The 13024-nt window shown below is 73.0% G+C and carries 18 protein-coding genes; 6 read left to right on the top strand and 12 right to left on the bottom strand.

The genetic code is table 11. From position 1 onward, the window contains the following. Positions 1-4: 4 nt before the first annotated feature. From Q7L73_RS05150 to arfB, 3 genes are all read right to left on the bottom strand, one after another. A complete protein-coding gene (locus Q7L73_RS05150) occupies positions 5-2350 on the bottom strand; it encodes a bifunctional diguanylate cyclase/phosphodiesterase (protein WP_304690902.1) in 2346 nt (781 codons plus the stop codon). A gap of 212 nt (positions 2351-2562) precedes the next feature. Further along, positions 2563-2910 (bottom strand): hypothetical protein, encoded by a 348-nt coding sequence (locus Q7L73_RS05145; protein ID WP_304690901.1) that lies wholly within the window; start codon positions 2908-2910, stop codon positions 2563-2565. 132 nt (positions 2911-3042) lie between these two features. Further along, on the bottom strand, positions 3043-3456 hold the full coding sequence (gene arfB / locus Q7L73_RS05140; protein WP_304690899.1) for an alternative ribosome rescue aminoacyl-tRNA hydrolase ArfB: 414 nt from the start codon (positions 3454-3456) through the stop codon (positions 3043-3045). A 131-nt stretch (positions 3457-3587) separates the two neighbouring features. Between arfB and Q7L73_RS05135 the strand changes: the two genes are divergently transcribed. Together Q7L73_RS05135 and Q7L73_RS05130 are read left to right on the top strand one after the other, a co-directional pair. Beyond that, the gene (locus Q7L73_RS05135) at positions 3588-3857 is read left to right on the top strand and encodes a hypothetical protein (protein WP_304690897.1); all 270 of its coding nucleotides are present in this window, start codon (positions 3588-3590) and stop codon (positions 3855-3857) included. Further along, positions 3854-4294: a PIN domain-containing protein gene (locus Q7L73_RS05130; protein ID WP_304690896.1), complete on the top strand. Its 441-nt coding sequence runs from the start codon at positions 3854-3856 to the stop codon at positions 4292-4294. Before Q7L73_RS05135 ends, Q7L73_RS05130 begins: the two co-directional genes overlap by 4 nt. Positions 4295-4328: 34 nt before the next feature. On the opposite strand, the gene Q7L73_RS05125 is transcribed toward Q7L73_RS05130, so the two are convergent. From Q7L73_RS05125 to Q7L73_RS05105, 5 genes are all read right to left on the bottom strand, one after another. Then, the gene (locus tag Q7L73_RS05125) at positions 4329-4595 is read right to left on the bottom strand and encodes a lipopolysaccharide assembly protein LapA domain-containing protein (RefSeq protein WP_304690894.1); all 267 of its coding nucleotides are present in this window, start codon (positions 4593-4595) and stop codon (positions 4329-4331) included. 68 nt (positions 4596-4663) lie between these two features. Then, positions 4664-5272: a biotin transporter BioY gene (locus tag Q7L73_RS05120; RefSeq protein WP_304690893.1), complete on the bottom strand. Its 609-nt coding sequence runs from the start codon at positions 5270-5272 to the stop codon at positions 4664-4666. A 139-nt stretch (positions 5273-5411) separates the two neighbouring features. Then, entirely contained in the window at positions 5412-6122 is a 711-nt protein-coding gene (locus Q7L73_RS05115) for a metal-dependent transcriptional regulator (RefSeq protein ID WP_304690892.1), read from the bottom strand. A 106-nt stretch (positions 6123-6228) separates the two neighbouring features. Next, on the bottom strand, positions 6229-6885 hold the full coding sequence (locus Q7L73_RS05110) for a hypothetical protein (RefSeq protein WP_304690890.1): 657 nt from the start codon (positions 6883-6885) through the stop codon (positions 6229-6231). Between the two features lie 152 nt (positions 6886-7037). Continuing rightward, a complete protein-coding gene (locus Q7L73_RS05105) occupies positions 7038-7415 on the bottom strand; it encodes a PQQ-binding-like beta-propeller repeat protein (protein WP_304690963.1) in 378 nt (125 codons plus the stop codon). A gap of 182 nt (positions 7416-7597) precedes the next feature. Between Q7L73_RS05105 and Q7L73_RS05100 the strand changes: the two genes are divergently transcribed. Next, the gene (locus Q7L73_RS05100) at positions 7598-7930 is read left to right on the top strand and encodes a plastocyanin/azurin family copper-binding protein (RefSeq protein WP_304690889.1); all 333 of its coding nucleotides are present in this window, start codon (positions 7598-7600) and stop codon (positions 7928-7930) included. A gap of 3 nt (positions 7931-7933) precedes the next feature. Here the strand turns inward: Q7L73_RS05100 and Q7L73_RS05095 are convergent, their stop codons facing one another. The 3 genes from Q7L73_RS05095 to Q7L73_RS05085 all read right to left on the bottom strand — a co-directional run bounded on the left by Q7L73_RS05095 (position 7934) and on the right by Q7L73_RS05085 (position 9621). Then, positions 7934-8338, bottom strand: coding sequence for an FHA domain-containing protein (locus tag Q7L73_RS05095; protein ID WP_304690888.1), 405 nt, complete (start codon positions 8336-8338; stop codon positions 7934-7936). Between the two features lie 136 nt (positions 8339-8474). Beyond that, positions 8475-9176, bottom strand: a complete 702-nt coding sequence (locus tag Q7L73_RS05090) for a hypothetical protein (protein ID WP_304690887.1) — start codon at positions 9174-9176, stop codon at positions 8475-8477. 16 nt (positions 9177-9192) lie between these two features. Further along, entirely contained in the window at positions 9193-9621 is a 429-nt protein-coding gene (locus tag Q7L73_RS05085) for a hypothetical protein (protein WP_304690886.1), read from the bottom strand. A gap of 188 nt (positions 9622-9809) precedes the next feature. Here Q7L73_RS05085 and Q7L73_RS05080 point away from each other — a divergent pair, with 188 nt between their 5' ends. The 3 genes from Q7L73_RS05080 to hemQ all read left to right on the top strand — a co-directional run bounded on the left by Q7L73_RS05080 (position 9810) and on the right by hemQ (position 12015). Further along, entirely contained in the window at positions 9810-10400 is a 591-nt protein-coding gene (locus Q7L73_RS05080; protein WP_304690885.1) for an RNA polymerase sigma factor, read from the top strand. Beyond that, complete coding sequence (locus Q7L73_RS05075; RefSeq protein WP_304690884.1) at positions 10397-11134, top strand: hypothetical protein; 738 nt, start codon at positions 10397-10399, stop codon at positions 11132-11134. The genes Q7L73_RS05080 and Q7L73_RS05075 overlap by 4 nt, the downstream gene beginning before the upstream one ends. 212 nt (positions 11135-11346) lie before the next feature. Continuing rightward, positions 11347-12015 carry a hydrogen peroxide-dependent heme synthase gene (gene hemQ, locus Q7L73_RS05070; RefSeq protein ID WP_304690883.1) on the top strand — a complete coding sequence of 223 codons (669 nt, stop codon included), beginning with the start codon at positions 11347-11349 and terminating at the stop codon, positions 12013-12015. A 20-nt stretch (positions 12016-12035) separates the two neighbouring features. On the opposite strand, the gene nudC is transcribed toward hemQ, so the two are convergent. After that, a complete protein-coding gene (gene nudC, locus Q7L73_RS05065; protein WP_304690882.1) occupies positions 12036-12971 on the bottom strand; it encodes an NAD(+) diphosphatase in 936 nt (311 codons plus the stop codon). Positions 12972-13024 lie beyond the last annotated feature (53 nt).

Below are 13024 nucleotides of genomic sequence, written 5' to 3'. Positions count from 1 at the left end.
CAGCTCAGGGCAGCAGCTCGCCGAGCTGCGCGACGTCGAGCAGCTGGCTGACATCGGTCGGCAGCTGCGGTCTGGCGAAGTGGAAGCCCTGGGCGACGTGGCAGCGCATCTGCCGCAGCACGGCCGCCTGCTCGCCGGTCTCGACGCCTTCGGCGACCGCGTCGACGCCGAGCGAGCGCGCCAGCTCGACGATCGCGGTCACGATCGCGCGGTCCTCGCCGCGCAGCACGAGCCCGTCGATGAACGATCTGTCGATCTTCAGCACGTCGACCGGCAGCAGCTCGCGCAGGTGGCTGAGCGACGAGTAGCCGACGCCGAAGTCGTCGATCGCGAGCTTCACGCCGAGGCCCTTCAGCATGTGCAGCGACTCGATCGCCGCGTCCGGGTCGGCCATCACGGCGCTCTCGGTGATCTCCAGGCAGAGCCTGTCCGGCGGCAGGCCGGCGCCCTCCAGCGCGCCGCGGACGGTCGCGGCGAGATCGGTCGCGCCGAGCTGGCGCGGCGACAGGTTGACCGCGACGACGACGCCGTCGCCGCCCTGCTGCGCGTTCCAGCGCGCCGCCTGGCGGCAGGCCTCGCGCAGCACCCAGGCGCCGATCGGGACGATCAGGCCGCTCTGCTCGGCGATCGGGATGAAGCGCGCCGGCGAGACCGGGCCGTGGACGGGGTGCTCCCAGCGCAGCAGCGCCTCGACGGCGACGATCCGGCCGCTCTCCAGCGACACCTCGGGCTGGTAGACGACGTGCAGCTGGCCGCGCGTGAGCGCGTCGCGCAGGCCGCTCTCCAGCTCCAGCCGCTCGACCGCGCGCCGCCGCATCGTCGTGTCGAAGACCTCGGCGCGCGCCTTGCCGCGCTCCTTCGCGCGGTACATCGCGGCGTCGGCATCGCGCAGCAGCGTCTCCGGCGAGCGCTCGGACTCCTCCGGGCCGGCGATCGCGATCCCGAAGCTGGCGGTGACGAAGCGCTGCTCGCCGTCGAGCACGAACGGCGCCCGCAGCGCCGTCGCCATCCGGTCGGCGACTCTGAGCGCGCGCGTCGCGTCGTCGACGTGCTCGATGCAGACGGCCAGCTCGTCGCCGCCGAAGCGGGCGAGCAGGTCCTCCGGCCGCAGCACCCGCCGCAGCCGCTCTGAGACGTTGCGCAGCAGGCGGTCGCCGGCCTCGTGGCCGAGCGAGTCGTTGATGACCTTGAAGTTGTCGAGGTCGACGAAGATGACGGCGACGCCTCTGCCCTCGCGTGCCCCGCGGTCGAGCGCCTCCTGCAGCCGCGTCGCCAGCTGGACGCGGTTGGGCAGGTCGGTGAGCGGGTCGTGGTGGGCGTTGTGGGCCAGCTCCTGCTCGACCTGCTTGCGCTTGGTCAGGTCGAGGATCTGCATCACCCAGTTCTGCACCGTGCCGTCGTCGTCGAGCATCTGCGAGAAGCTCCAGAGGCCCCAGCCGACGGTGCCGTCCTTGCGCGCGAAGCCGAACTCGAGGTCGCGCACGTCCTCGGCCGGCGGCCACGCGCCGCGGTGCTCGACGCGCAGATGCTCCTCGCACAGGTCCCAGACGTGGAGCTGCCCCAGCTCCTCGCGGCTGTAGCCGGTCTTGCGGATCAGGCCGCGGTTGACGTCGAGCAGACGCCCGTCGGGGGCCAGCAGCGCCATCCCGAGCGGCGCGTCCTCGAAGGCGCGGTGGAAGCGCCGTTCGCTCGTGCGCAGATGGCGGCGGACCGACTCGTTCGCGTTCCAGGTCGCCATGCTGGCGAAGCCGAGCGCGGCGATGAAGCCGCCGTGGATCGCGGCCCAGATCCACGGGCTGCGCTGGTCGCCGCTGCCGTGGTCGTAGACGGAGTTGGTGTCCATCGCGCCCATCAGACCGTGCTGCAGCACGACGTAGGCGAACGCCAGCAGATACGGGAACCACTCCTCGTAGGCGGCCAGCGCGACGACCATCACGAAGTAGTGGAAGTGGGCCTCGATCGTCCCCTCCCAGAGGTGGACGAGGATCGCCGAGCAGGTCAGCAGGCCGATCGTCACCGCCGCCGCGCGCCAGTTGCGGCTGAGGCTCGTGACGTGCGCCAGCAGCGCGCAGCTGACGATCGGCAGCATCTCCAGCAGCGAGTGGAGGAGGCTGTTGCCCTGTGTGAGCGAGAAGGCGAAGAGGGCCGGCACGTGCGCCCACAGCAGCAGCAGCAGGCCGGCGTGGCGCTTGCGCCAGACGTCGTCGGGCAGCGAGTGGCCGCGCGGGATCCACGCCAGCAGGCGCTTGCCCGCATCGCTCAGGCCGGTGCGGCGATGGTCCGCTGCGGCGTGATCGTCGGCTGTCTGCTCCTGCGTGTCACGGAGCGAGGTGGGCGTGGCTGTCGCCATTCACCTCTGTCATCGGTGACGTGCACACGCCACTGAAGGACATTCACGTCTCAAATTGGTGTGAATGCGCCACGAAAGCCCAGGAGCCACGGCTGTTTTTCAATGTAATAGCACTGAATTCCGGGATGCCGGCCAAAACCTGGGGTGAGCGCGCGTCACCGTGACACGTGCGCTTCACCATGACGCGCGCGCCGGACGCCGCGCGCGAGCTGTCACCGTGACGCGGCGCGCGCCCAGGCGATCAGCAGCGCCTGCAGCGGCAGCCGCGCCAGCAGCGCGGGGCGCCCGCCGGGCACCTGCGGATAGCGCTCGGGGTTGAGCGCCATGTGCAGGTTGGCGGGGAAGACGGCGACGAGCGTCGCGATGCTGAGCTGCCCGCCGAACTTGCGCGTGCGCGGGTGCATCAGCGCCGCGCCGGCGGCGATCTCGGCGACGCCGCTGGCGTAGACCAGCTCTCTGTGAGCCGGCAGCCAGTCGGGCATGATCGCCTCGTACATGCGGGGCTTGGCGAAGTGCAGGATCCCCGCGCTGATGAAGAGTGGTCCGAAGAGGCGGCGCATGCGCCCGACCCTAGCGCGGCGTGTCGGCGTCGGGCGCCGGTCGCGGCCGGCGCGGGTCGCGGCGGGCGCGGGCGGCCGGCGGAGCGGCGACGCGGCGCTCGTGCGGCGGGCTCGCGCGATGCGGCCGCGGCCTCAGTCGTCGTGGCGCGGGCGCTGACGCGACTGCTTGCGCTCCGACTGGCGCTGCTTGGCGGCCGCCTGACGCCTTCTCGACGCGCGCGTCGGTCTCGTCGCGGTCCGCGAGCGCGGCACCACCATCGCCGCTCTCAGCCGCGCCTGCAGCCGCTCCAGCGCCAGCTCGCGGTTGGCGAGCTGGCTGCGCGCGTCCTGCGCGACGGCCGTCACGCGCGGCCCCGCTCTCGCCTTGATCCGCTCCTTCTGCCACGGCTCCAGCGTGGCGGAGGCGTCGACGTCGAAGACCGCCTCGATCCGCGAGGCGGTCACGTTCGCGTGCTGCCCTCCCGGTCCGGAGGAGCGGCTCGCGCGCAACGTCACCTCCGCGAGCGGCAGCGCCAGCCCGCGCGTGATCTCCATCGGATCGTCCACGTGACCAGTATCGCGCGCTCCGCGGGATGTCGCTCCTTTGCAACAGCGGTCGCGCAGACTGCCACATCTTCCCGTCAAGACTGCAAAATCTCACCATTGCCCCCTTGAGATGTCCCGGATATCCTGCTCTGATGGCAAAGGTGCTCGTGACAATCGAAGACAACCTCCTCAAGCGCATCGACCGTTCGGTCGGCGACCGGGGCCTCACGCGCAGCGCGTACCTCTCGGAGCTGGCCCGCCGCGATCTCGACGCGCAGCTCGGCCCCGGCGCCGACCCCGCCGTCCACGCCGCGTGGGACCGGCTCCAGCAACTCGGCCGCGAGATGGAGTACGCGACCGACGAAGACGTCGTCAGCCTCGTCCGCAGAACGCGCGACGAGCGGCTGGAGCGGTTCTCGTGATCGACCTCGTGGTCGACGCGAACGTCGTGCTGGCCTGGATCCGCGCCGAGGACGAACCGCTCACTGCGCAGGCCACGTCGGTGCGCGACGCGTTTCACCGCGGGCAGGTCGGGCTCGTCGTGCCGCCGCTGACGGCGTACGAGGTGCTCAACGTCGCCGGGCGCAAGTGGCGCTGGCCCGCCGATGCGCTCGACCGGCTCGTGGCGGAACTGTTCGCGCTCGGCCTCGAGACCGTCGAGCCGCCGCTGTCAGAGGTCGCGCGCTGGACGGCGACGGGCCTGTCGGCCTACGACGCCGCCTACGTCGCCGTCGCCGAGCAGACCGGGGCGACGCTCGTCACCGGCGATGCCGCGATCGTCTCGCGCGCGCCGGGGCGGGCCCATCCGCTCGCGGAGGTCGAGGCGCTGCTCGCCGGCGCTGCGCCGGCCCCGGGCTGAGCTGCTGAGCGCTCGGCCTGCGCGGCGCGCCGCCTCAGTCGCGGCGCTTGTCGCCGCCGCCGCGGCGCGACAGGAAGGCGCCGATCGCGGCGCCGAGCAGCAGGCAGATGACGATCAGGATGATCAGCGGCATTCTCACCGAGGCGAATATCAGGCTGACCTTGACCGTCTTGAGGTTGAACAGCGCCAGCAGCGCCGCCAGCACGCCAAGGATCGCGACCGCGATCAGCCGCGCTCTGTCTCTGCTGGAGCGCGGGCTCGCGGTGGAGTCGCCGCCGAGGTCGTGCGGAGTGGAGGACATGGGCCGACGATACCCGCCGGCCCGGTCCTCGTGTCAACGCGCCGCCCGTGGCGGGCGGCTGCTGAGACTCAGTGCTTCTCGACGCGTCTGACGATCTGCCAGGCGGACGGCAGCACGATCGCGCCGACGATCGCCTTGATGATGCCGCCGACGATGAAGATCGAGAAGCCGTTGTGGATCGTCCACGACCACGACTCGCCGACGGCCAGCTTGAGGCCGACGAGGCCGAAGGCGAAGACGATCAGCTGCGCCGCGACGAAGGCGACGAAGGCGGTCAGCGCCTTGCGGTCGGCGCCGCGCTCGGCGAGGTAGCCGACGACGCCGGTCGCGAAGATGAAGCCGACGATGTAGCCGCCGCTGGCGCCGGTGATGATGTGCCAGCCGGAGTTGCCCTCGGCGTAGACCGGCAGGAACAGGCCGAGCAGCGCGTACAGCAGCATCGCGGCGGTGCCACGACGGGCGCCGAGTGTGGCGCCGACGAGCCCGACGGCGAGCGTCTGACCGGTGACGGGAACCGGCGACGGCGGGATCTGGATCGCGATCTGCGCCATCAGGGCGGTGAAACCGGCGCCGCCGAGCACGAGCAGGATGTCGCGGACGAGCGCTCCGGGGATCGCGTCGGCGAGGACGAGACCGCGGCGCTGCTGCAGTGCGGGCGCGGCGGATGCGGTGGCCATGGAGCTCCTTTGCGGATGAAGTCGGAACGGCGAACGACGCGACGGGTCTACCTGATGGCGGGGGAGTCCGCGCGCACGCGCCGGACATTTTGCGGCACCGGGGCGGCGGGAACCCCCGGTCCGGGGGGTGAGCGCCCGCTCAGGCGCCGCCGGCGCGGCGCACGAACAGGCTGCGGGCGGCCTTCTCGGCGATCAGCCGCTCGTCGCCGTCGCCCTCCCCGCCGGCCATCCGCACGCGCAGGTGGCCGGCCGCCGGCTGCACGTCCTCGACGTGGACGTGGGCGCCGGGGCGGAAGCCCTCCTGCCACAGCCAGCCGATCAGCTCGCCGTCGTCCTTCGCGACGCGGACGATCTCGCACTCCTCGCCGGCGTCCAGCTCGGCGAGCGTCAGCAGCTGCTCGTTCTCGGCCTGCTCGGCGCGCGGGGCGACCGGCCAGCCGTGCGGGCAGCGCTCCGGGTAGCCGAGCCGCTCGTGCAGTCTCTCGACCATCTCGTCGCTGAAGGAGTCGCCGACGGTCTCGGCGGCGCTGTGGACGTCGCTCGGCGCGTAGTCGAGGAAGTCGGACAGGAAGCGCTCGACGATCCGGCGGCGGCGGACGACCTGCTCGGCCCGCTCCAGCCCCGCGGGCGTGAGCGCGATCCAGCGGTTCGGCATCCGCTCGACGAGGTTCTCGTCCTCCAGCCGTCTGAGCGTCTCGCCGACCGCCGCGCGCGAGACGCCGAGGCGGTCGGCGACGCGCGCCGCGATCGGCGTCGCCGCGTCGGCCGGACGGTACTCGCCGACCGGGAAGGTGAGCGCGTAGATCGCCTCGAGGTAGTCGTCTGCCGTGTGTCCGCGCACGTTGGCCACGAGCCCGATCATAGGGCTTCGTGGGGCGCCGGTCGGTGCGTTGCGGTTACCGGCCGCAGGCGGTGCGGCGAGCCGGCGGAGGCCGCGGCGCGGCGGTGCGGGCGGCCTAGTTGAGGCGGGCGCGGACGCGCTGCAGGTCGCGTTCCATCCGCTCGCGCATCTCGCCGCCGGCCGGCAGCGCCAGCCGCAGCTCGGCCGCCTGCAGCGCCCACGCGAAGTGGCCGATCCGCTCGCTGCGCTCCGCGATCCGGTTCAGCAGCAGCGCGGAGACCTGGTGGGCGCACTGCCAGCCGAGCTCCTCCTCGCGCCCGCCGAGGTCGACCAGCGCGCCCGGCTGGGCGAGGTCGGCGACGCACGGATCGGCGTAGGCGGCGTGGGCGAGGTACTGCTCGCGCCCTCTGCCGACGATCCCGAGCGGTATGCCGACGCGCCGGCCGGCCTCGACCGCGACGATCGTCAGCGGCAGCGCGTGGCCGGCGTCGCGATCGAGCACGCGGTGCAGCAGCAGGTCGTCGAGGACGCTGTCGCGGCCGATTCTCTGCGGCTCCGACAGCGTTCTGAAGCGCTGCGCGACGGTGGCGGCGACGCCGCTCAGCTGATCGCCGGGGCAGGCGCGGCGGTACTCGAGCAGGTCGGCGGCGAGCGCGTCGACCTCCGCCTGCGCCGCGTCGACGTCGAGCGGCTCGAACTCGGCGCCGAGCGCCAGCGCCAGGTCGGCGTGGGCGGGGCATTCGGAGACGGCTTGGAGCGCGAATGGAAGCATGAAGGTCACTGTCGTTTTAGGGTGACCTAATACATACTGCCATGGTCGGGAATGAAAACGCAACCCGATCGCGATCTGCCGCCGCAGCGGGAGTTCCCGCTCCCGCGGCGCGGTGCCGGGCGCCGCCGTGGAACTCCCACGGGCGAAGCCCCTCAGCCGACGCAGACGAGTGACGAGCCGGGCACGTACGGCTGCGCGCCCGTGCCGACGACCAGCCGGCCGCCGCCGAGCGCCGGCGCGGGCCGCGACTCCCACAGCGTCGCGCCGTCGCTCGCGTCGAGGCAGTGGACACGGTCAGAGGCGACGAGCATGCGCCTGCCGGCGAGCGCGACGCCGGCGAAGAAGCCCAGCTCGCGCCTGCCCGCGCTGCTGCCGTAGACGGCCGTGCCGAGCGACCGCCGCCAGCGCTCGCGGCCGTCGGCGAGGTCGAGCGCGGCTGGCGGCGAGGTCGTGGGCCGGCAGCGGCCAGCCGTCGCGGTCGCGCGGCGGACCCCACGACCGCGGCTGCGCGCGCTTTGCGGAGGCCGGATCAGCCGCTGCGGCGGCGAACGCGAGGCTGCCGCCGGTCTGCAGCAGCGCGCGGCGGGTGACGCGGGACGGGAGCGGCACTCCGCCGTGCTGCCCCGTCGAGCGGATGCGAATCGGCTCCGCCGGGAAGGAACGACGGGCAGCGGCGTCCTGCATGACGGGAGACCCCGACAGGAGGATCGGCATGACCACGAGAGGCATCACCGGACTGGCGGCGCTGCTGGCGGCTGCGCTCGCCGTCGCGCTGGCGGCACCGGCCGCGCAGGCGGCGACCCGCACCGTGACGTTGAAGAACATCGCCTTCAACCCGAAGAAGGTGACGATCGGCAAGGGTGACCGCGTCGTCTGGCGCTGGCGCGACAGCGGCATCATCCACAACGTCACCAGCAGCCGCTTCAGAGGATCGGGCAACCGCTCCGGCGGCTCGTACGGCGTCACCTTCCGCAGCGCCGGCACGTACAGCTACCGCTGCACGCTCCACCCCGGCATGAACGGGACGGTCGTCGTCAGGCGCTGAGCGTCAGCCCGGGACGTCGACGTACTGCAGCACGACCCGCCCGATCACGACGACGTCGCCGTGGCGCAGCTCCGCCTCCTGGATCCGGCGGCCGTTGACGAACGTCCCGTTCGAGCTGCGGTCGTCGAGGATGCGGACGGCGCCGCGGCGCTGTGTCACGATCGCGTGGCGCCGTGAGACGCTGACGTCCTCGAGCTGGATGTCGGCCGTGAAGCCGCGACCGAGATGCGTGATCGCCCGCTCCAGCGGCAGCAGCCGCTCGCCGTGGTCTTCTTGGATCGTGAAATAGCGGCCCGGCTCGGGACGGGCGGCGCCCGTGACGCGTTCGCCACCCGTCGTGCTCTGCAATGCGTCGATCGCCACCGTGGGCTCGAACGCGGTGGTGTGTTCGGTCGGCGTGGTGGTCATGTCCTCACCTCAGCGCGATTCCCTCAAGAGAACCTCAAGGAAACCGAAGATCGCCGTGGGAGCGGTGAGGATCCGGTGAAGGGCCCGTGAGCGGACGGTGTGACGCGGGCGCCCCTGCCTGCGCCCGCGCGCTCGCTCAGGCCCCGCTGGTGATGCGCGCCGTCTGCTCGTCGCCGTTCCCGTCGACGAAGCTGATCGATGCCGTCGGCTGGTCGAACTGCGCCATGTAGCCGTTGTCGGTGACCGGCAGGTCGACCGTGCTGCCGTCGGCCAGCTCGACCGTGACGCTGTCGACGCCGTCGGGCACGACGCCGTAGATCTCCGCGTCCTGGCCGGTGCGGCTGACCGTCATCACCATGCGGGCGCTGACGGCGTCGGAGGGGTAGGCGCAGTTGTAGCCGAGCGACTGGTCCGTCGCCTGGTACACGAGCAGACACTGCGAGCCGTCCTGGTTCGGGACGACCCAGACGGTCGTGTCGGGCTGCTCCGGGACCTCGTCCCCGGTCGCGCCGGCGCCCGCACGGGCGAGCGCGCGCGCCGACGGCGGCGTCAGCTGGCGCGCCTGCGAGAGGTCGACCTCGGGCTTGGCGAGCGGGAGCGTGGCGGGGATCGAGTCGTCGGCCGGCTGGCGCAGCAGCGCGACGTCGGCCGCGAAGGCGGCGTGCAGCTCGGCGGGCGTCTGGACCGGCGCCCACGGGTTGGAGGCGGCCCCGGCCTCCTCGGCGGGGGCGGCGGAGGAGGCGCTGCTGCCCAGCAGCAGCGCGATCGCGGTCGCTGCGAGCGCGCCCGCGAGCGCGATCGCGAGCAGGCGGCGAATCGTTCTGACGGTGACGTTCATCTCAGTTCGCTCACATTCACCAGATGTACTGGCCCCAGTAGTTGTTCTGCGTGCTGCCGGTGTCGTTGCGGCCGCGCGGGAAGGCGAGCTGCAGGCCGGAGCCGTACGTCGCCACCTCGCCGTTGCTGCCGCTGCCGGCGCCGCAGACCGCGGCGATCAGCACCGCGCTGTCGGGGTCGGTCGTCTGCTTGCCGACGGCGCAGTGGCTGCCGCCCGACGGTCTCTGGAAGAAGGAGACCTGCGTGATCAGCGCTGACGAGCCGCCCGTGCAGCCGTTGGTGGCGCCGAGGGTCAGCGTGCTGCTCGGGTAGTTGCCCGGACAGAAGTAGGCCGCGCCGGCTTGCGCCTGCGGCGTCGCGACCGCCGCCGCGAACGCGAGCGCGAGCAGCAGCGCCGCGGCCACGCGCCAGCCTCCGCCGGCGCGGAACGAACTGCGGAATGTCATGGAACCCCCTGGTGGGTTTTTTGATGCGCCGAGTGGGTAGAAACAGTGAGCTTTTCGACGCTTTCAGGAGGTTATGTTGCCGTCACGGTGAGCGTCAAGCCGTGTAACGGTGACGCCGTGGGCGATGTCGTCGGCGCATCGGGGGCGGCTTTTGTCACAGGATTCGCGCTCGTGGCACTGAGAGAGCGATGAGCCTGCGACGGCACCCACGCGCCAGCTGCGACCTCGCCCGGTCGGTCGAGGACCCGCGCGCGTTCGAGCGTGTCTACGACGCGCACGCCCAGCGCATGCTCGCCTTCCTCGCGCGGCGGACCTTCGACGTCGAGGCGGCGCGCGACCTGACCGCCGAGGTCTTCGCGCAGGCCTACGACGGCCGCCGCCGCTTCCGCGGCTCGACCGACGACGAGGCGGCCGCCTGGCTCTACGGGATCGCCAGAAATCTGCTCAATCGCTACATACGCACGGGAATCGTCGAGCGCAAGGCGGTCGAGCGGCTGGGGATCCGCGTCCCGCAGCTGGTCGAGGCCGACTACGAGCGGATAGTCCAGCTCGCCGGCCTGTCGGAGCTGCGCTCGATCATCGCGGCGGAGTTCAGCCGCCTGCGGCCCGACCAGCAGACGGCGATCCATCTGCGCGTGGTCGAGGAACTGCCCTATCCGGAGGTGGCGGAGCGGCTGGCGATCAGCGAGCAGACGGCCCGCGCCCGCGTCTCGCGCGGGCTGCGGCAGCTCGTCACCGCCGTCGACGCCGTTCCGCACGCACGGGAGAGGCTCACATGAGCGCGGTCGAGCCGCCGCCCCCCTTCCTCGACGCGCTGCGCGAGGAGTTCGCGCGCGTCACCGAAGCTGACGCGCAGGCGCTCGCCGATGGTCCCGCCCGCCGCCGTCGCCTCGCGCGGCTGCGGCTGCCGCAGCTGCGCGTCGCGCTGCCCGTCACGGTCGTGCTGCTGGCGCTGCTGGTCGGCCTGGGCGTGACGGCGAGCGGCGTCCTCACGCCGCAGCCCGACGGCGGCGGTCAGATGGCGCTGAACGGCAGCGACCGCTACGGCTCCGAGCTGCGCCGGACGCTGTCGCTGCTGGAGCAGCTGCCGGCGCCCGCGGCCGCGCTGCCGCCAGGCCTGTCGGAGAGAGGGCTCGCCGACGCGGCGATCGCGCTCACGCCGCCCGCGCCCGCGGCTGACGTCGGCGCTCCCTTCCCGTTGAGAGCGTGGGTCGTTCCGGCGCGCGACGAGCCGGACCGGCTGCTGCTTGTGGTCCAGACGGATACGGGCCTCGGCGGCAGCCCCGGCCTGACTGCGGAGGACGTCAGGGCCGGCCGTGCATATCTCTCGTTCCCCGACGAGCGCGGCGACCCTCGGCCGCTCGTCGGCGTCGTCCCGGACGGGGTCGAGCGGGTCACCGTCCACTCGGGCAGCAGAACGATCGAGCTGCCGGTGCGCGACAACACCTTCGGCGCCGTCGTGAGAGTCGACGGGATCGACCGCATCAGCTGGAGCGGGATGGCCGGACCCTAGTTTTCAAAGCCGGGGCGGCGGGAGCGAAGGCTGCCGCAGGCCGCGTGGCCTGCGGCAGCCATTCGTGCGACGCCGCCACCAGGAGCGTCCGGGGGAGACGACCGCCCGGAGCGCGCGCGGGAGCGCGCTCCGCGGTCGACGGCGAGCCGGACGCGCCGCCGGGCGTCGCCTACGATGCGGGGATCGCCGCAGCGACCCGCTTGGAGACGCCCGTGACCGCCGAACAGAACCTCTACACCCTCTACGCCGCCTTCAGCGCGCCGGCCGCCCGGCGCCTGCCGGAGGAGCGCCGCGCCGCCGCCGCGGCCGAGGCGCAGGCCGTCCTCGACGGCGCCGGCGCGACCGTCCGCGGCAGCTATTCGCTGCAGGGCTTCCGCGCCGAGGCCGATCTGCTGCTGTGGCTGATCGCGCCGACCGCCGACGCGCTGCAGGACGCGATCGTCGCCTTCCGCCACACCGAGCTGGGCCGCTCGCTCGACGCCCACTGGACCAACATCGGCGTCCACCGCGAGGCCGAGTTCGCGAAGTCGCACATCCCCGCCTTCCTGGCCGGCGAGGAGCCGCGCAAGTACGTCTGCGTCTATCCGTTCGTGCGCTCGCTGGAGTGGTACCTGCTCGAGCCCGACGCCCGCTCGGGGATGCTGCGCGAGCACGGCATGATGGGGCGCGAGTACCCGGACGTGCGCGCCAACACCGTCAGCGCCTTCGCGCTCGGCGACTACGAGTGGCTGCTCGCCTTCGAGGCCGACGAGCTGACGCGGATCGTCGACCTGATGCGCCACCTGCGCGGCGCCGAGGCCCGCCGCCACACGCGTGAGGAGCTGCCGTTCTTCACCGGAATCCGCAAGCCGCTGACCGAGGTCGTCGCCGACCTGCCGTAGCGGCGGGCTCCGGCGGCGCGTCAGGCGTCGCCGGCGAGCCAGCCGTCGAGCAGCCGGCGGGCGATCGCGACGGGCGGCGGCAGCAGCAGCTCGGCGTTCGCGTCGCCGCGCTCCCACGGGTCCTCGCCGTCGCGCTCGGCGGCCGCGGCGGCGCGCACCTGGTCGCGCGTGAACCAGCGCACGTCGTCCAGCTCGCCGTCGTTGACGACTGCCTCGCCGCCGGCGTACCGGGCGGTGAAGCCGAGCATCAGCGAGCTGGGGAACGGCCACGGCTGGCTGCTGACGTAGCGCGCGTCGCGCACCTGCACGCCGGCCTCTTCCAGCACCTCGCGGGCAACCGCCTCCTCCAGCGACTCGGCCGCCTCGACGAAGCCGGCGAGCGCCGAGTAGCGCCCGGCCGGCCAGCTCGGCTGGCGCCCGAGCAGGACGCGCTCGCCGTCGAGCACGAGCATGATCACGACCGGGTCGGTGCGCGGATGGTGCTCGGCGCGGCAGACCGGGCAGCGGCGCACGTGGCCACCCTCGTGCACGTCGGTGATCGCCCCGCAGCGCGAGCAGTGCGGATGCGTGCGGTGCCAGCCCAGCAGCGCCGAGACGTAGGCGGCCAGCCCGCCCAGCTCCTGCGGCAGCAGCGCTCCGGCCGCGCGCAGCCCGAGCACGCGCGCCCCCGGGGCCAGCGGCCGGGCGGCGTCGTGGACGTGCTCGACGTCGACGCCGAAGAGGGCGCTGCCGTCGGTCTCGACGCCGAGCAGCACGGTCGTCCCGCGCGCCGGGATCGCATCGAGCGGCAGCCGCGTCAGCGTGCGCCCGTCGCGGTCGACGAGGATCCCCTCGCGCGTGACCGCGAGCGCGCGGCTGGCCGGGTCGCGCAGCCGCGCCTGCACCCACGCCTCGTCTCTGCGCCGCGCGCCCGCGCGGTCGAGCGACGCTCCGGCGAAGGTGTTGGGCGGCACCATCCGGTCACTGTCGCAGATGGGCGCGCCGGCGCCGCGTCCGCTCGCCTGACCGA

Origin of the sequence: Conexibacter sp. CPCC 205762, from assembly GCF_030646155.1 — a bacterium.
GTDB lineage: Bacteria > Actinomycetota > Thermoleophilia > Solirubrobacterales > Solirubrobacteraceae > Conexibacter.
This window is presented reverse-complemented; position numbering and strand designations above follow the sequence as displayed.